Consider the following 16,380-nt stretch of genomic DNA (forward strand, 5'->3'; position numbering starts at 1 on the left):
TGCAGGGATGTTTCTGTGGACGTTTCCGCTATGCATCTAGCGAAGAGAAATTTATACAATCATTCAAGGATTGATAGAGATTTATGATCACCATGACCTTCGAACAACTTCGCACATTTCTTTGGGTCGCGCGCCTTGGTGGCTTTAGAAAAGCTTCTGAAAGGCTGCATTTGTCTCAGCCCGCCGTTTCGACGAGGATATCCAATCTTGAAGACGAGTTGGCGGCCAAGCTGTTCGAGCGCGGCCCGGGTGAGCTTTTTCTGACCAAAAAGGGGCAACAGCTTTTGGGCTACGCCGAGCAGATGTTGTTCGTCGAAGAAGAAATTAAGCAGCGTGTCGCGAACCCTGCAGAGACCGAGGGCCTTTTCCGCCTCGGGGCCTCTGAGACGATCGCACAGGCTTGGCTTCCCTCGTTCATTCAGGCGTTCAGTGCGCAATTTCCGCGGGTCAATGTTGATCTGACTGTCGATATTTCATTGAACTTGCGGACTTCGATTCTGGAGCGCCGACTTGATCTGGCCTTTCTCATGGGGCCAGTGTCCGAGTTCTCAGTCAAGAACGTAGCGCTGCCTCGATTTGACTTGCATTGGTATAAGTCCAGCCAAATGGGGGATGTTGACCTCACTGAAACCCCTATCATATCTTACTCGAACAAGACCCGTCCCTACCGTGAATTAACGTCGGAATTGGCGCAGCGTGTCGGCCCCAAGAGCCGGGTTTTTTCCTCTGCGTCCTTATCGGCTAGTTTGAGGATGATCGCGGCAGGAATCGCCGTTGGGCCTTATCCGCGCGTTCTTGCCACGCCGCACCTTGAGGCCAATGAGGTTGTCGAGTTTGATCCCGGCTTCGTCCCGTCCGCCCTAGAGTTCACCGCATCCTATTTGGCAGAGCCACGGAGCTTTCTTGTTGAAAACAGTGCAGAAATTGCACGTGATGTCGCAACGGAATGGCACGCATCTCACCCAGAATAGGCATTTAAAATACCTATCATTACTGATATAAAATGATAATTTGAATGAATTTACCTCTTGTGAAACTGTTAAAGAACAGGATCGCGAGGAAGCCATGTCGTCTCAACAACCATCAGTTCAAGATGCACAACACTTAACCAGTCAAGAGATCCGCATGCGCATTCGCGCGCAAGCGTATGACACGCATACGTCTGGCTTGGCTCCAGGAAAGCTTCAGTGCAACCTTGCTTTACTCCCCGAGGTTTATGCACTGGACTTTCTGCGGTTCTGTCTGCGCAATCCCAAGCCTTGCCCCTTGGTCGGGGTGAGCGAAACGGGCGATCCAATGTTGCCGACCCTTGGTCGCGACATTGATATTCGCACGGATGTGCCGCGCTACCGTGTTTTTCGAAACGGCGCGTTCGAAGAAGAGGTTTTGGATATTTCCGGCCTTTGGTCTGATGACCTCGTGACCGTTGCCTTGGGGTGTTCGTTCACATTTGAAAATGCGCTCATGCGGGTGGGGATTCCCGTAAGGCATATTGAAACAGGTCGGAACGTCCCGATGTTCCGCACCAATATCGACCTTGTACCTGCCGGCCCGTTTAGCGGCCAGATGGTCGTCACGATGCGTCCTCTACCCGAGAACCTGATTGAGCAGGCAACAACAATCAGCGGCCGCTATCCTCAGGCGCATGGCGCGCCAATCGCTGTCGGCGACCCGGCCGCTATCGGTATCAAGAACCTCGATAAACCTGACTACGGTGATCCGGTCGAAGTTCGTTCAGGGGAAATCCCTGTGTATTGGGCTTGCGGAGTCACCCCGCAAAACGTCCTTAGAGCTGCAAAACTTCCAATCTGCATCACGCACGCCCCCGGACACATGCTGATCACCGATGTCGCGGAAGATGCAGAAACAACAATCTATCAACAAACCACCAACTAGGAGAGAAGACATGAAACGTACCCTTACACTGCTTGCCGCCACGACGGCGCTTGCCGGGCCAGCCTTAGCAGAAGATCTATCCGTCGTCGGCAGCTGGTCCAGCTTGCCACTGCACAACACATATGAAGCGCCCTTCTGGACAGAGACGCTCCCCGCGGCCGGAGATTTCAACGTTGAGCTGACAACGCACAATGCGATGGGCCTTGGCCTGTCTGAGATTTACCCGTTGCTGGGTCAGGGCGTGTATGATGTCGCTATGACAGTGGCAGACTACGCAGTGGGTGACGCGCCCGAGCTTGAGGGCCTTGATGTGCCGCTTTTGGCGCTCACTGCGGATGAGGCGCGCGCAATGGTCGATGCCGCCCGCCCCATGGTGTCCGAAATTTACCGTAACCGCTTTAACGCCGAAGTTCTGGCAATCGCGCCCTATCCGCCACAGGTTGTTTTTTGCAACGCCGAGATCAACAGCTTTGCAGACCTTGAAGGCCTCAAAGTCCGTGCCTCCGGCCGGATGACAGCCCTTTTCCTTGAGGCACTGGGCGCGGAAGGCGTAAGCGTCTCATTCGGTGAAGTCCCCGGTGCCTTGCAAACCGGTACAGTTGATTGCGCTGTCACTGGCGCTGGTTCAGGCTACTCGGCGGGCTGGTGGGAAGTCTCAACGCACCTCCTGCCAATCCCTCTGGGCGGTTGGGACCACGTTGTCACGGCGATGAACGCGGACAAATGGGACAGCCTGTCCGAGGCGGATCAGGCGACGATCCGTTCGCAAATCAGTTCGGGCTTTGAAGAGCCTGCATGGGCCAGCGCCCAAGATGCTTTGGTGAATGACATTGCGTGTCTGACCGGCAACGGCGACTGTCCTTCTGGTGAGGCGCGCAGCATGACGCTTGTCGAGATTTCGGACGCAGATTTTGAAAACGCGCGTGGGATTCTGATCGGTGAGGTTCTTCCCGATTGGGCCGAACGTGCAGGCGGTGATTGGGCAGACCGTTGGAATGCCTCTGTTGGTCAAGTCGTCGGCGTGACCATCGAATAATCCCAATCCAAACTAAAGGACGTAAGATATGGAACTGGCGTTGATAGATACGCTTCGGAAACTTAACCGTGCAATCGCTTTGATTGTCGGTCTGGGTCTTCTGGGAATGGCGGCGTTTGTCGTCGCGGATATCGCTCTGCGTCAGGTCCATGCGTCCTTTGGCGGATCAGAAGAGTTCGCGGGCTATGCGATGGCGCTCGTCAGCTCATGGGGTATGGCCTACGCTCTGTTGGAGCTTGGCCATATCCGCATCGACCTTATTCGCAGTCGCACGGGGCAGACCGCCCGTGCGCTTTTCGATCTGTTTTCCATGATTGTGATGTCTGGCGTTGTGGTCATGATCGCGGTCAAGTGCTGGCCTGTCGTGGAACGCGCAATAGACAACGGCAGCCGCGCCAACACGCCTATGGCGACGCCGCTTGCTTGGGTGCAAATCCCTTGGTTTGTGGGGTGGGTCTGGTTTGCCGTCATGACCTGTTTGGTCACGCTGGCTGCAATCAGTATGCTGGTACGCGGACGCGGCGTTGAGACGGAGGCTTTCGTCGGCGCATCTTCAGAGCAGGATAGCCTCTAATGATTACCTATGTTTCTGCTGGCCTGCTGGCCTTGCTCGCGGTGTCTATTCCTGTGGGGATCGTTCTCCTCCTGCTTGGCTTTGGCGTTGATCAGTTTTTCTCGAACTTTCCGCTTACCCGCGCTTTGGGGAACATGGTCTGGTCGTCCTCAAGCTCCGCAACGCTGATCGCCATTCCATTTTTCGTCCTCCTCGGCGAAGTGCTCGTCCGCTCGGGCGTTGCGACCCGCACCTATGCAGCACTCGACCGCTGGGTCAGTTGGTTGCCCGGGGGACTGGTGCATGCCAACGTCGCCACCGCCACGATGTTCTCGGCCACGTCGGGGTCATCGGTTGCAACTGCGGCAACGGTTGCGACTGTCGCTATGCCGCAAGCGGAAAAACTTGGATATGATCCAAAGTTGTTCTCGGGCGCAATCGCGGCGGGTGGTACCCTTGGCATCATGATCCCGCCGTCGATCAACCTGATCGTCTTTGGCTTCCTGACACAATCCTCCATCCCGCAACTATTTCTGGCGGGTCTGGTGCCCGGCCTGATCCTTGCGTTCTCATTTCTGATGGTCACGGCGATCATCTGCACGATCCGCCCTGATCTTGGTGGGCAACGGCGCGTCTTTCCATTGGCGCAAATGCTGCGCGCGCTGATCGATCTGGTCCCGATCCTGATCCTGTTCGGGCTGATCATCGGATCCATCTATCGCGGTTGGGCCACCCCGACAGAAGCCGCTGCGGTGGGCGTCGCAGGTGCCTTCCTGATCGCTGCCGCATTTGGTGGCGTGAACTGGATAATGCTGCGCGACAGCCTTCTGGGGACGATCAAAATCACCTCCATGATCATGCTGATTATCATTGGGGCGTCCTTCCTGAACTTCACCCTTTCCTCGGCGGGCCTCGGACGTGAGTTGACCAGCTTTATGGAGGGGCTGGGCCTTGGGCCGATCGGGTTCATTCTGGTTGTCGTGGTGTTGTACATTGTGTTGGGCTTTTTCATCGAAACATTGTCGCTGATGGTTGTTACGATCCCCATCATTGTCCCGATGGTTCTGGCACAGGGGTATGACGCGGTTTGGTTCGGCATCCTGATGATTGTCCTGATCGAAATGGCGCTGATCACACCGCCAGTGGGCCTCAACCTTTATGTCGTCCAAGGCGCGCGCAAATCCGGCAATATTGGCGAGGTGATGTTGGGTGCTGCACCCTATGCGCTTGTGATGCTGATCATGGCATTTGCGCTTATTGCCTTCCCCGAGATCGCGCTCTGGCTGCCAAGTTTGCTCGGCTAGCGTTTCGCCCATCAATTTTACTGAAAAAATGCGGCCCCGAGGGCTGCAAACAAAGGAGAACCGTCTCATGTGGCAATTTTGGGTAGATCGCGGCGGCACGTTCACGGACATCGTGGCAAAATCGCCAACGGGTGATCTGCGGACACATAAACTGCTGTCTGAGAACCCCGAAGTCTATCAGGACGCGGCGGTGCATGGCATTCGCGAAATTCTCGACCTGAAAGCAGACGCCACCGTGCCAATCGGCCTGATCGAAGCCGTTAAGATGGGCACAACCGTCGCCACCAACGCGCTCCTTGAGCGCAAGGGCGAAAAGACGGTGCTGTTCATCACCAAGGGCATGAAAGACCTGCTGCGAATTGGGTATCAGAACCGCCCGAAGCTCTTTGATCTCAATATTGTGCTGCCACAGCTGCTTTATGACGACGTTGTGGAGGTCGATGAACGTCTCGATGCGGACGGCAATATCGTCATAGCGCTAGACGCAACTGCGACCCGCGAAGCGCTTTCCCGCGCTTTTGGCAAAGGCTATCGATCCGTCGCTATTGCCTTGATGCATAGCTATCGCTTCCCGGATCATGAACAACGCCTCGGCGACATGGCCAAACAATCTGGGTTCACACAAATCTCGCTCAGTCATGAGGTCAGCCCCCTGATAAAGTTGGTCGGGCGTGGGGATACGGCAGTTGTCGATGCCTACTTGTCACCAATCCTGCGCCGATATGTTGACCAGGTTGCGAACGCTTTGGGCGCACATTCGGGCGGCTGCGAACGGCTGATGTTCATGCAATCCAACGGCGGACTTACCGACGCGCGCTTGTTTCACGGACGGGATGCGATCCTGTCCGGCCCGGCCGGGGGTGTTGTCGGTATGGTTCGCTCTGCTGGTGAGTTGGGCTATGAAAAGCTTATCGGTTTTGACATGGGCGGCACCTCGACGGATGTCTGCCATTACGCCGGTGAATTTGAACGCTCTTTTGAAACCGAAGTGGCCGGTGTGCGGATGCGCGCACCAATGATGTCGATTCATACTGTTGCGGCAGGTGGCGGGTCAATCCTGTCCTACCGCGATGGCCGCATGCAGGTGGGCCCCGAAAGCGCGGGGGCCAACCCTGGTCCGGCTGCTTACCGCCGTGGTGGCCCACTGACCGTGACCGATTGCAACGTGCTTTTGGGCAAATTGAACCCGGATCATTTCCCGCATGTGTTTGGCCCGAACGCCGATCAGCCGCTTGATATCGACGTTGTTTGCGAGAAGTTTGAGGCACTTGCTGCCCAGATCGGTGACGGCAAATCGCCACAAGACATCGCCGAAGGGTTCCTGCGCATTGCGGTTGAAAACATGGCGAACGCAATCAAAAAGATCAGCGTGCAGCGCGGCTATGACGTCACAAAATACACGATGAACTGCTTTGGTGGTGCGGGTGGTCAACATGCCTGCCTTGTTGCCGATGCTCTGGGGATGGAACGTGTTTTCATTCACCCTTTCGCAGGAGTTTTGTCGGCCTTTGGCATGGGGCTTGCCGATGTACGCGCCATGCGAGAGCGTCAGTTTGAAAAACCTCTGGACGACCTTGATGCCGCCGCTGCCTTAGCAACGTTAGCGGAAAGCGCCCGTGCGGAAGTAAGTGAACAGGGTATTAAACCCTCAGACATCGACATCCTGCAACGCGTCCAGATCCGGCCACGCGGCGCGCAACAAAGCCTCGAGGTCGCCTTCGGATCAGCCCCAGACATGGAAGCCGCTTTTGTTGACACGCACCAACAAAGGTTCGGCTTTGCGCCGGACACAAGCGATCTCATCATCGACGTGTTGGTGGTCGAAGCCGTTGGTCGGACCGGTGAACAGGTAAGCCTACCCGATACGCAAGGCGCGGGGTTAGATGAGACGACGGTAGCTGTCTGTTTCGATGGAACATGGCAAGACGTCTCGCTTGTTGACCGCACCACGCTGGCCCTTGGCCAAACCGTTGAAGGCCCCGCGATCCTGACAGAGCCCACCGGCACCAATGTGATTGAACCCGGCTGGCGCGCCACCTGTGCGGCGGGCGGTAACTTAGTCCTTGAACGTACCACAAAGGTCGCCCGCGCCGAGGCGAGCGGCACATCTGTTGATCCCGTCATGCTGGAGGTGTTCAACAACCTGTTCATGTCCATTGCCGAACAGATGGGGGCCACTCTCGCCAACACCGCTTATTCGGTGAACATCAAGGAACGCTACGATTTTTCTTGCGCGATCTTTGACCAAAACGGCGATCTGGTGGCCAATGCCCCGCATGTTCCTGTTCACCTCGGCTCCATGTCTGAAAGCGTCCGCACCGTTCTGCGAGAGAATGCAGGCAAGATCCGGCCCGGCGATGTGTTCATGATGAACAATCCCTTTAACGGTGGCACGCACTTGCCGGACGTGACGGTGATCACGCCCGTTTTTGATGCCACTGGTGACACCATCATCTACACTGTCGCCTCTCGTGGCCATCATGCCGACATCGGTGGAAAGACACCGGGGTCAGCGCCCCCAGACAGCCGGGTTATTGAGGAGGAAGGCGTGGTGATCGACAACTTCCTCCTCGTCGAGCAGGGGCAGTTGCGGGACCCCGAGACGCGTGATTTGCTTGCCTCTGGTACGTATCCTTGCCGCAATGTCGACCAGAACATGGCTGACTTAGCCGCACAGATCGCAGCGAATGCGACGGGCGTTGCAGAATTGCAGAAGATCACGACCCAGTTCGGAATTGAGGCCGTTCATGCCTATATGGGGCATGTTCAAGATAATGCCGAAGAAAGCGTTCGGCGTGTTCTGGACGTTTTGAAAGACTGCTCATTCAGCTATCCGATGGACGGCGGCGCGCAAATCAACGTGGCCATCACGGTCAACAAATCAAATCGCAGCGCGACGATTGATTTCACCGGCACTTCGCCACAAAGCCCGCTGAACTATAACGCGCCGCTTTCGATCTGCCGCGCTGTCGTCCTCTACGTGTTCCGCACACTTGTTGGCCGCGATATTCCGATGAACGAAGGCTGTCTTAAACCGTTGGAGTTGATTGTGCCCGAAGGGTCGATGATCAACCCCCGTGCCCCTGCCGCCGTAATATCTGGCAATACCGAGGTCAGCCAATCCATTGCGGATGCGCTTTACGGTGCACTTGGTGTGATTGCGGGCTCTCAGGGCACGATGAACAACTTTGTCTACGGCAATGACGTGTTCCAGAACTACGAGACCATTTGCGGCGGCACTGGGGCGGGTAACGGTTTTCACGGAACAAGCGCGGTCCATAGCCACATGACCAACACCCGCATGACAGACCCGGAAGTGCTTGAAACTCGTTTCCCTGTCCGTGTTGATGAATTCTCCATCCGACACGGCTCCGGCGGCGCAGGTGCGTTTGTTGGCGGTGATGGCATCGTGCGACGGTTGACCTTTAATGAGGCAATGACCGTCACAACGCTCAGCTCGCACCGCGTTGTCGCACCCCACGGGACACATGGCGGGTCCCCAGGTGCCACCGGTGAAAACGCCGTGCAGCGGTCAAATGGGGCGTTTGAGCTTCTGGAAGGAAACGACCAGGTAGCATTGGAGTCAGGCGATTCATTTATCATGAAAACACCCGGCGGCGGTGGTTTTGGGAAGGCAAACCTATGAAGTTTTATCACTCTGGCTCAGAAATAGACCTTACCGTTGAGCACCTCTACGTTGCCGGTTGGACTGGTCGAAATGCTGATGCAGTGCAGCATCATATCGACGAGCTTGCGGAGATCGGGGTGGCGCCGCCAAGCGAGGTGCCACTCTATTACCGCGTATCCAGCAGTCTTCTCGTTCATGCAAACACCATCGAAGTGCTTGGACCAGAAACATCGGGAGAGGTTGAACCGCTCATCATACAAAGTGCTGGTGCCTTGTGGCTCGGCTTAGCATCTGATCACACTGACCGCGGTTTGGAGGCATATTCAGTCGCGGCTTCAAAGCAGATTTGCGCAAAACCCGCGGCCAAGGACGTTTGGCGATTGTGCGAGGTCGATGCAGACTTGGACACCTTAATACTGCGCTGCTCAATCAAAGAAGACGGAAACTGGGTCAGCTATCAAGTGGGCGCTCTCTCAAACATCTTGCCGTTGCAAAAACTGATCAACGGCTCTGGCATGGGGGACAACTCAGCGATGCTCTGTGGGACGCTTGGGGCAATCGGTGGTGTTAGACCTTCGCATGCTTACAAAATGGAACTTGAAGATCCAAAGCGAAACCGGCGGATTACACTCGAATATTCTGTTCGTAAGCTGCCAACAGTTCTTTAGAAGAACCAGAAGTAGAACCCGCGCTATCAAGCCCAACATAGGCATAAGGCTTTGGTATAGGTCAACGCCAAGCTATCGAATGGCCACTTCGGTGACATTGGTTGCGTCGCAACGACAGGCTTGCTGCATGGGCGAGAGAGTGCTGCGTTAGCGAAGCATGAAAATCGGATGGCGGCTTCGTCCGCATCTTATCAGTTCGTGCACTGTGCAGCGAAAGATCATTTCGAGATCCATAGCGGTTGACCCGTTTTAACGGCCGTGTCGGTGCAATATCGTAAATCGCCAAACAAATATCGCTGCGACTGCGAACAAATGCGGCGTCAGCAGGTTTATCCCGCATACCCCACTTCTGCCTTTTGCGCAGCGAATGTTCGTGCCCCCCAGATCTCCGGATCGCTATTTGTTGAGCGGCAAGAATAGCCGCTAATCCCAGATGTGATTATAAGCTACGAGGTGCGGTCTAGGTGATGGCCCTCCTTCTCAAGTAAAATAACTGACGGGTCATTCGATTTCAGGAACCGCCCAAGTTGCCTCAAATCGGTGGAGCCGCACGATCGGTGATAAGCTGACGAGCGGTGACCCTTTCGCGGTGGATCATGTACAGCCCCGCGCCGACGATGATGACGATACCGGTGAGGGCGAGGGTGTTTGGAAAGTCGCTGAATACGAGATAGCCGAGCAAGGTTGCCACGGGCAGTTCTAGATATTGGAGCGGCGCAAGCGTGGCGGACGGCGCCAAAGACAGCGCATAGGTCATCATCATATGGCTCAGTGTGGCAAAAAAACCGACGCCAAATAGCCAGAGCCATGTGCTGCCTTTGGGCCAGACCAGATCTAGTAGCTCAGCTTCCGTGCCTTGGGCCAATAGTATGATGAGAAAGCAAAGCAGACTTGCGATCAGGCCGGTGTGGAATTGTAAAGTAACGGGATGCACCCGTCGTGATAGTCCGCGTGTGACCAAAATATAGAATGCAAACCCGACAGCTGTGCCCAGCGGAAATAGTGCCACCGGGCCAAAGGCAGCAAAGCTGGGCTGGATGACGAACAAGACACCCACAAAGCCGACCATAGCCGCTCCCACACGTCGCGGCCCTACATCTTCGCTGAACGAGAATTTACCAACCAGCAGCACGATGAAAGGAGCAATGAAGACGATCGCCAGTGCGTCAGCAAGCGGCATGACACGGATTGCCGCGATAAAGCAAAACGTGGAGGCGAGCAAAAGGGCCGCGCGCGAGCAGAGTGCCAGCCATTGGCTCCGAGCGACAGCTAACGATAGTCCCATGATCCAGACAAACGGCGCCATCAATACGCACTGCACGAGAAAGCGTGCAGCAGTGATTTGGCCCACTGGGATGCTGTCCGAGGCCAGCTTGGCCGCCACATCTAGGAGGGGCGCTGTGATGCAGAACCCCAACATTAGGGCGACACCGGCAAGGATGCGGTCGGTAGAGGCGGTGTAGGTGTTGGTACTGCTCATGAGTTGTCCACTGTATGTAATATCGCTCTACGGTCTATTCTTTTAGCGACGCTTGGATGTCGGCCATGGGAAGTTACTTGTGCTGCCAACGGGTCGATAATTGCGCGACCTAAACTTCATGAGCTTCGCGTCATATACACAGTTTCGGATTGGCGCGGTCTAGATCTCCCATTAGCGACCTTCCCAAGGTCGTGACACAGGCACTCCACCCATTACCTTAACCTCACGCATCATGTCCCCAGTTTTCAGGCCTTCCTGCACCCAGCCCAGCGCCTTAATCCAATCGCTATATCCCCGCCGCGCGGCCTCAATCTGCTCTTGGTGGGGAATGTAGGTCACAGGACAAGCTAACACCTCCACGGTCCGCCATTTCCCGCGGGTCAGAATCCGCTCTGTCCCAACCACCATGGTCGTAGCCCGCTCCCCATGCTGGTTGCGTTTGGTCTCAATGGGTACACATTGCGGGACGGCGCCCGGCATCCAGTCCGGCGTCAGCCCAGCGCGCGCGAGCTCTGCCACACGTATGGCCATACGTTTGCCGCCGAGATCATCCGGCATCCCAGAAACGGTCGCCGCAATGACCTCTGCGTCCTCGTGGGTGTAGTCGCCTGTCTTGTACCGGCCGCCGTCTACCTTGCAGCCGAGCACGGCGCGCTGCATGAGGACGTATTCGAGGCCAAAGCCATAGCCATGTTTGCGTTCGGGATCGGGTGGCTCTGGCAGCTCCAGCTGTGCGCATTCGGTGCGAAAGGCCCATTCCAGGGCCTGCTGCACGGTCATCGCACGCTTTGGGCGTCCACTGCGCGTTTGAGGCCCGACGCTACGAGACGAGGGCAGGACGTGCCCGTGCAACTTGCGATCATATCGGCTCATAGCACACCCCGCATCCGCAGCTGGTCATGGGTCACCAGTCCGCGCTCCAGCATGGCTTGGGACATGGCGTTGCTGATCATGCTGGGCGGGAGGTAGCCGTTGCCCTTCACCCGTTCAGCATAGAAGCTTGCGAGCTCGTCAATGCAGGGCGCTGGGCCAGAAGCTGCCGTTCCCCGCCGCGTTTTGCACTCTTGCCTCCTGGGCTTATCCGAAGCCGCTTTGGCCTGTGCCTTGCGCTGGGCGGCGCGCTGCATGAGCCGATCCAGCGCTTTGGGTCCGTCTGGCGGCTCGGGGTGTTCTTGCCTAGACGCCCCGGCGACCTCGAGGATTTCTTCCTCGTTCAGTCCGAGGTCTGCGTGCCAACGTCGAACATGCTCTCGAGGGGGCCAGCCCTGCCACCAGCCGGGAAGATGGCGGTTTGGGTCAAGGCCCAGCGCTGCCAGTAGCGCTTCAAAAAAACTCTCACCGAGAGTTGCAGGCGCTCGCGCGTCCTCCTCCTCCTTTACTGGTTTCCTTAAAGGTTCTCTTACAGGGTTACTGTCCAGATTTTGGACACGGGAAGAAGCATGTTCCGGACACGGGTCAGGGCCAAAATCGGACACGGCCTCGTGTGTGGATTGCGGACATGGGTCTAGGTTATCCACAGGGTTACCCCCAGGATTTGGTATGATTGGGGACCCCTCAGCCTCCGTTGAGCTCGTCTCTTTGTGGCCATGTCCTTTTTTCGGACGCGGGTACGCATGATCTTGCGTAAAGCCCGGCTCGAAGGCCAAAATATAGCGGGTCGGCATCTGCCGCTTGGTGCCAGGGTTTAGCCGCTGTACCCGGCGGATCAGCCCAACTCTTTCCAAGAGTGTAAGATGCCCATTCAACGTCGAGCGGCTGATCTCACAATCATGGGCCAGTCGTGCTTGCGTCGGGAAGCAGCCAAAGTCGGGATTGAACCGATCACAAAGATGCCAAAGCACGATCTTCGTGGTGGGCTTCAGCCCGCGCTGTTGGATGGCCCAGTTGGTGGCGGCATGGCTCATCGCGGAATCCTCCCAGCTGTTGCCGCCACGCGAGTTGTGAACCCGTGATCGACTAATGCGCCCAGCGCGTCGTCAAGAGAACGCACCAGCGCCCAGCCAAGGCCCTGTGCCACAACAGTATCCCGAAACGCCTCCTGTGCGGGGCTCAGCCGCCCTGTGGGGGACTTCAGTTCGAGAAACAGCACCCGGCCCTCACAGAGGACCACCAAGTCGGCAAATCCGGGATAGACGCCCATGCCGACGAGGATCGCTTGTCTGCGTGCGCCGCGCGGGCCAGCCTCCGTCACCTCATTGGCGCTGTGGTGAAGGATTGCGCCTTTAGGGAGCGCAAAGCGCAGAGCTGTCACAACGGCGCGCTGCAGGTCTGCTTCAGGCGTTCTACGCCGCTTCATGAGCGACCCTCCCCAGTAGAGAAGGGCGCAGGAAGCCGCCCTGGCGTCTTGGCATCAAGAACAACGAGAAGGATGCGGGCATCCTCGCGCTCCTCGAAGGTCTCACCATGTGCCACCAGCACGTTACAGGCCATTCGCACGAGGTAATCTGAATGGTGTGCGACATCCGCGATCACCATACGCGCCTCGCGCCGACGCTCATCGAGCCAATCCGCACGCACAGCAGTGCGCTTCTGTGTTTTGGTTTTGCCCATGTATCCCATCAGCGCCGCCCCCGTGAGCGTACAGGACGCTGGGTGTCCGGGCTTGGATCTTGTTCCTGCGCGTCAATCCAAGCGAGCACTGAGCTGCGGCGATAAAGGACCCGGCGTCCTGCCTTCACGCTGCTCGGTCCTTTGCGCTGTCTGTGCCATCGACCGAGCGTATCCTCGGTGACGCAGAGTTCCCGTGCCAGTTCAGCCCGGGTCATCCACTCGCTTAGGAGGGGGACAGGTGTAATTGAGGGGCTCGGAAGGGGATCTAGGGGTATGTCCATGGTCTGCTCCTGTTTGAGACTGCCGATGCGGGGCAGCGCCGTGTCGACGACAGAGCATGAGGGTAGGGGGTGGCAGGGAGGCAGAAGGTGGCGGAAGTCCCCGCCTAATTATGCCACCCCAATAAATATTGGTGTTTTGAGCAGTTTGATTAAGTCTCAAAATTGGGAGCTAAAGCGGCTCATAAGAGTCAAGAACAAAATGTGAACAAATACGGCAAAGTTCGTTTGTCGAATCGCCGGTTCATGCCCGATGTTCAAGCCGTTCCCCAAGTGGAAGCCGTCCAACGCAGTCAGGTGTCCTGGCCGTGTACGCGATTGGTTTGTCTAAATCTGGGGGCATTCAAGGGAGCTGGCGGCACTGGTTCTGCCAATGCGGCTGCAAGATTTAATGTGAAGGAACAGATATATGGGGCTACCAGAGCGGGTATTTTATACAGTGCAAGAAGTGTCGGTGCGGTGGGACTGCCGTTTGACGGATTTGGGCGGTTGGGCTGCCAAGAGTCACTTTGCTATTGTGACCACGATCGCGTCCCATCAAAGCCGCACCCAGCGCATTGATGGATTTGTTGCCATTCCAGTTGGAGATATCATGCCGCTTTTGAGGCAGGGTAGGCGAGCTTTGGTTGAGGTGCCGCTTGGCCGGGTGCGCCCCTTGGAGCAAGAGATATGGATCGAATTTGTGGCGGGCAGTGACGATACACCCAATGTGCATGTGGAAGACCTTTTGATCCTTGCAGAGGATGTCTATCGATTTGAAACAGAACATGATCTGTCGCGCCGACCAACAGCAGGGGTTGGTGCCCCCAAGCGATACGACTGGGAAAGTATGTATGCGGCGCAAATCATACGTATCCACAATGAAGGTATTCCGGAAAGCCAAACGGCCTGGGTAGCAGAGATCCAAGAGTGGTTTGCAAGTGAGGCAGGTGGGGTGGATGTGCCTGATGAGCGTACAATACGGCGACGTCTTGCGCCTATTTGGAAGGCTCTGAGCCAGACATAAGGTTTGGACGGTTCCAAAGCGAGTATGGTTGTTTGGGAGGGGTGGCGTAATTATGACAGGACTTCCGCCACCTTCCGCCTCCCTGTCCAAGAAGGTCGACGTTTAGCTTGATTGAGCGGCGCTTCTACGCGTCATGACAGCTAAACAGGAGATTGGACTATGAAACCAAGGGTAAAGCTTACCGAAAAGATCGTCCGAGATGCAGAGCCAATCCCAGGGCGTGACTATCAGATATTTGACGGGGAGCTGCGCGGGTTTGCTGTGTGCGTGTATCGTGGGGGAGGACGGGCGTTCACCATCGATTATCGGTATGCGGGGCGCCAACGCAGGATGACGCTGGGGCGCTGGCCGGATTGGTCCGTGGCCGCCGCACGCGAGCGGGCGAAGCTGCTCAGGCGCGAAGTCGATGCGGGTATTGATCCGCTGGCAGAACGGGGCGCTTTGCGTGAGGCTCCCCGGATCTGTGATTTGATTGCGCGCTATGAGGCAGAGCATTTGGTCCGCTTGGCACCAACCAATGCGGCGGATCAACGCTCAATGATGGCCAAGCTGATTGCCCCGGAATGGAACAACCGCCTCGTTGAAGACATTTCTAAATCAGATGTGGAGCACTTGCTGGCGAAGATTGCCAAAGGGCGCGCCCGCCCGTCCAAGACCAAGCCGAACAACCGGGCGCGTAAGCTGCAAGGCTCAAAGCCCACACCTATCCGTGCAAACCGCGTGGGCGAGGTGCTGCGCAAAATGTTTAACCTGGCCATAGAGTGGGAATGGCGCACAACCAACCCAGCCAATGGGTTCTATCGCCGGATTGAGAGCCCGCGTGAGCGGTTCTTGACCAAAGACGAGATCGAGCGGTTAGCTTCGGTTTTGGAGAGAGCCGAAGACCAGCGCGCGGCGGGGATTATCCGGCTTTGCATGTTGACGGGAGCACGCGTGGGAGAGGTGCGCCAGTCGCGGTTTGAGCAGTTTAATCTTGATCTCATGATCTGGTCCAAGCCTGCGGCTACGACAAAGCAACGCCGTGTGCACCGTGTGCCAATCTCAGCAGATGTGGCCGCACATGTTCGCCAACGTCAGCTGATTGTGCCCAAGGGCAACCCTTGGCTGTTTCCTGGTGATGTTCCCGGGCAGCCCGTCAAAGAGATACGCAGGTTCTGGACCCGCGTGCAGCGCGAAGCAGAACTGCCGGACGTGCGTATCCACGACCTGCGCCATACGTTCGCGTCGCTTCTTGTTAGTGGTGGCGCCTCGCTTGAGATGATTGGTAAGCTGCTCGGCCACACTCAAATGCGAACCACGCAGCGCTACGCACATCTATTGGATGCGCCCCTGAGGGCTGGGGTGGACGCCGTCGCTGAAGTCTTGCGCCCAAAGCCACGGTTGGTCCAAAGCTGACGTTCACTGCAGTATAAAATTGACGTCAATTTTTTCCGCTGCAGTTTCAACTGATCGCCACAACACAGACCTTAAATTTCCGAAAGCCAATAACCAAGAATATTTGAAATATTAATGATTTAATGTAAGCTGGGATCATTCATCTTTCTGCTTTAAAGGAGGAACAATATGTGCCGTTTATTTGTTGGGGCCGATCCCGATCTTTGGGCAAGCCAGACACGATCAATCCGCATGGATGGGATGGTGACAAGTGTTCGTCTCGAAAGTATGTTTTGGTCAATTCTTGAAGAAATTGCCGCAAAAGACGAATTGAATGTGCCCCAGCTTTTGCATCAACTGTACAATGAATCGATCGATGAAGGTCACGACCTTGGCAATTTCACGTCGTTTTTACGCGTCTGTTGCCTACGCTTTGCCGACTTACAGCTCAAGGGCCTTATCCCGACGTCCACCTCTGTCGGATTCGAAAGCCTGTCTTCAGATGAGATTTTGAAGCAAGAAGCTGAGATTCACCAAGATAGCAAATTGAAACGTGTGGCTACACGCAGGCAACACTGACCAATTTGCAAACCTCAAAATAAAGAAG

16 protein-coding genes are annotated in these 16,380 nt (G+C 56.3%); 10 read left to right on the forward strand and 6 right to left on the reverse strand.

The annotated features are described in order from the left end of the window. Positions 1 to 92 precede the first annotated feature (92 nt). The 7 genes from PM04_RS03820 (at position 93) to PM04_RS03850 (ending at position 9,085) form a co-directional block, all read left to right on the forward strand. Entirely contained in the window at positions 93 to 971 is an 879-nt protein-coding gene (locus PM04_RS03820; protein ID WP_038005038.1) for a LysR family transcriptional regulator, read from the forward strand. Between the two features lie 94 nt (positions 972 to 1,065). After that, complete coding sequence (locus tag PM04_RS03825; protein WP_038003953.1) at positions 1,066 to 1,896, forward strand: putative hydro-lyase; 831 nt, start codon at positions 1,066 to 1,068, stop codon at positions 1,894 to 1,896. A 10-nt stretch (positions 1,897 to 1,906) separates the two neighbouring features. After that, a complete protein-coding gene (locus PM04_RS03830) occupies positions 1,907 to 2,932 on the forward strand; it encodes a TRAP transporter substrate-binding protein (RefSeq protein ID WP_038003954.1) in 1,026 nt (341 codons plus the stop codon). A gap of 28 nt (positions 2,933 to 2,960) precedes the next feature. Further along, positions 2,961 to 3,506: a TRAP transporter small permease subunit gene (locus PM04_RS03835; protein ID WP_038003955.1), complete on the forward strand. Its 546-nt coding sequence runs from the start codon at positions 2,961 to 2,963 to the stop codon at positions 3,504 to 3,506. Beyond that, positions 3,506 to 4,789 carry a TRAP transporter large permease gene (locus PM04_RS03840; protein WP_038003956.1) on the forward strand — a complete coding sequence of 428 codons (1,284 nt, stop codon included), beginning with the start codon at positions 3,506 to 3,508 and terminating at the stop codon, positions 4,787 to 4,789. Before PM04_RS03835 ends, PM04_RS03840 begins: the two co-directional genes overlap by 1 nt. A 67-nt stretch (positions 4,790 to 4,856) precedes the next feature. After that, on the forward strand, positions 4,857 to 8,435 hold the full coding sequence (locus PM04_RS03845) for a hydantoinase B/oxoprolinase family protein (RefSeq protein ID WP_038003957.1): 3,579 nt from the start codon (positions 4,857 to 4,859) through the stop codon (positions 8,433 to 8,435). Then, positions 8,432 to 9,085: a DUF2848 domain-containing protein gene (locus PM04_RS03850; protein WP_038003958.1), complete on the forward strand. Its 654-nt coding sequence runs from the start codon at positions 8,432 to 8,434 to the stop codon at positions 9,083 to 9,085. Before PM04_RS03845 ends, PM04_RS03850 begins: the two co-directional genes overlap by 4 nt. Positions 9,086 to 9,617: 532 nt before the next feature. Here the strand turns inward: PM04_RS03850 and PM04_RS03855 are convergent. From PM04_RS03855 to PM04_RS17595, 6 genes are all read right to left on the reverse strand, one after another. After that, positions 9,618 to 10,565 carry a DMT family transporter gene (locus PM04_RS03855; protein ID WP_038003959.1) on the reverse strand — a complete coding sequence of 316 codons (948 nt, stop codon included), beginning with the start codon at positions 10,563 to 10,565 and terminating at the stop codon, positions 9,618 to 9,620. A gap of 171 nt (positions 10,566 to 10,736) precedes the next feature. Continuing rightward, complete coding sequence (locus PM04_RS03860) at positions 10,737 to 11,438, reverse strand: hypothetical protein (RefSeq protein WP_235281425.1); 702 nt, start codon at positions 11,436 to 11,438, stop codon at positions 10,737 to 10,739. Then, positions 11,435 to 12,469 carry a helix-turn-helix domain-containing protein gene (locus tag PM04_RS03865; RefSeq protein WP_038003960.1) on the reverse strand — a complete coding sequence of 345 codons (1,035 nt, stop codon included), beginning with the start codon at positions 12,467 to 12,469 and terminating at the stop codon, positions 11,435 to 11,437. The genes PM04_RS03860 and PM04_RS03865 overlap by 4 nt, the downstream gene beginning before the upstream one ends. Next, positions 12,466 to 12,861: a nuclease gene (locus tag PM04_RS03870; RefSeq protein WP_038003962.1), complete on the reverse strand. Its 396-nt coding sequence runs from the start codon at positions 12,859 to 12,861 to the stop codon at positions 12,466 to 12,468. The genes PM04_RS03865 and PM04_RS03870 overlap by 4 nt, the downstream gene beginning before the upstream one ends. Next, on the reverse strand, positions 12,858 to 13,115 hold the full coding sequence (locus PM04_RS03875) for a hypothetical protein (protein ID WP_038005044.1): 258 nt from the start codon (positions 13,113 to 13,115) through the stop codon (positions 12,858 to 12,860). Before PM04_RS03875 ends, PM04_RS03870 begins: the two co-directional genes overlap by 4 nt. Positions 13,116 to 13,123: 8 nt before the next feature. Continuing rightward, a complete protein-coding gene (locus PM04_RS17595) occupies positions 13,124 to 13,396 on the reverse strand; it encodes an AlpA family transcriptional regulator (RefSeq protein ID WP_084212694.1) in 273 nt (90 codons plus the stop codon). Positions 13,397 to 13,802: 406 nt separating this feature from the next. Between PM04_RS17595 and PM04_RS03880 the strand changes: the two genes are divergently transcribed. The 3 genes from PM04_RS03880 to PM04_RS03890 all read left to right on the forward strand — a co-directional run bounded on the left by PM04_RS03880 (position 13,803) and on the right by PM04_RS03890 (position 16,352). Next, complete coding sequence (locus PM04_RS03880; RefSeq protein ID WP_038003964.1) at positions 13,803 to 14,399, forward strand: hypothetical protein; 597 nt, start codon at positions 13,803 to 13,805, stop codon at positions 14,397 to 14,399. A 159-nt stretch (positions 14,400 to 14,558) separates the two neighbouring features. Continuing rightward, positions 14,559 to 15,794: a site-specific integrase gene (locus tag PM04_RS03885; protein WP_038003966.1), complete on the forward strand. Its 1,236-nt coding sequence runs from the start codon at positions 14,559 to 14,561 to the stop codon at positions 15,792 to 15,794. Positions 15,795 to 15,962: 168 nt separating this feature from the next. Further along, positions 15,963 to 16,352 carry a ribbon-helix-helix domain-containing protein gene (locus tag PM04_RS03890; RefSeq protein ID WP_038003967.1) on the forward strand — a complete coding sequence of 130 codons (390 nt, stop codon included), beginning with the start codon at positions 15,963 to 15,965 and terminating at the stop codon, positions 16,350 to 16,352. The last annotated feature ends 28 nt before the right edge of the window (positions 16,353 to 16,380 follow it).

The organism is Thalassobacter sp. 16PALIMAR09 (genome assembly GCF_000765485.1).
GTDB lineage: Bacteria > Pseudomonadota > Alphaproteobacteria > Rhodobacterales > Rhodobacteraceae > Thalassobacter > Thalassobacter stenotrophicus.

Bases quoted from the DNA above. Each gene is read 5' to 3' on its own strand.
- PM04_RS17595 (WP_084212694.1), bottom strand. From the start codon at position 13,396: ATGGACATACCCCTAGATCCCCTTCCGAGCCCCTCAATTACACCTGTC.
- PM04_RS03865 (WP_038003960.1), bottom strand. From the start codon at position 12,469: ATGAGCCATGCCGCCACCAACTGGGCCATCCAACAGCGCGGGCTGAAG.
- PM04_RS03825 (WP_038003953.1), top strand. From the start codon at position 1,066: ATGTCGTCTCAACAACCATCAGTTCAAGATGCACAACACTTAACCAGT.
- PM04_RS03875 (WP_038005044.1), bottom strand. From the start codon at position 13,115: ATGGGCAAAACCAAAACACAGAAGCGCACTGCTGTGCGTGCGGATTGG.
- PM04_RS03860 (WP_235281425.1), bottom strand. From the start codon at position 11,438: ATGAGCCGATATGATCGCAAGTTGCACGGGCACGTCCTGCCCTCGTCT.
- PM04_RS03850 (WP_038003958.1), top strand. From the start codon at position 8,432: ATGAAGTTTTATCACTCTGGCTCAGAAATAGACCTTACCGTTGAGCAC.
- PM04_RS03855 (WP_038003959.1), bottom strand. From the start codon at position 10,565: ATGAGCAGTACCAACACCTACACCGCCTCTACCGACCGCATCCTTGCC.
- PM04_RS03845 (WP_038003957.1), top strand. From the start codon at position 4,857: ATGTGGCAATTTTGGGTAGATCGCGGCGGCACGTTCACGGACATCGTG.
- PM04_RS03830 (WP_038003954.1), top strand. From the start codon at position 1,907: ATGAAACGTACCCTTACACTGCTTGCCGCCACGACGGCGCTTGCCGGG.
- PM04_RS03890 (WP_038003967.1), top strand. From the start codon at position 15,963: ATGTGCCGTTTATTTGTTGGGGCCGATCCCGATCTTTGGGCAAGCCAG.
- PM04_RS03870 (WP_038003962.1), bottom strand. From the start codon at position 12,861: ATGAAGCGGCGTAGAACGCCTGAAGCAGACCTGCAGCGCGCCGTTGTG.
- PM04_RS03880 (WP_038003964.1), top strand. From the start codon at position 13,803: ATGGGGCTACCAGAGCGGGTATTTTATACAGTGCAAGAAGTGTCGGTG.
- PM04_RS03885 (WP_038003966.1), top strand. From the start codon at position 14,559: ATGAAACCAAGGGTAAAGCTTACCGAAAAGATCGTCCGAGATGCAGAG.
- PM04_RS03840 (WP_038003956.1), top strand. From the start codon at position 3,506: ATGATTACCTATGTTTCTGCTGGCCTGCTGGCCTTGCTCGCGGTGTCT.
- PM04_RS03820 (WP_038005038.1), top strand. From the start codon at position 93: ATGACCTTCGAACAACTTCGCACATTTCTTTGGGTCGCGCGCCTTGGT.
- PM04_RS03835 (WP_038003955.1), top strand. From the start codon at position 2,961: ATGGAACTGGCGTTGATAGATACGCTTCGGAAACTTAACCGTGCAATC.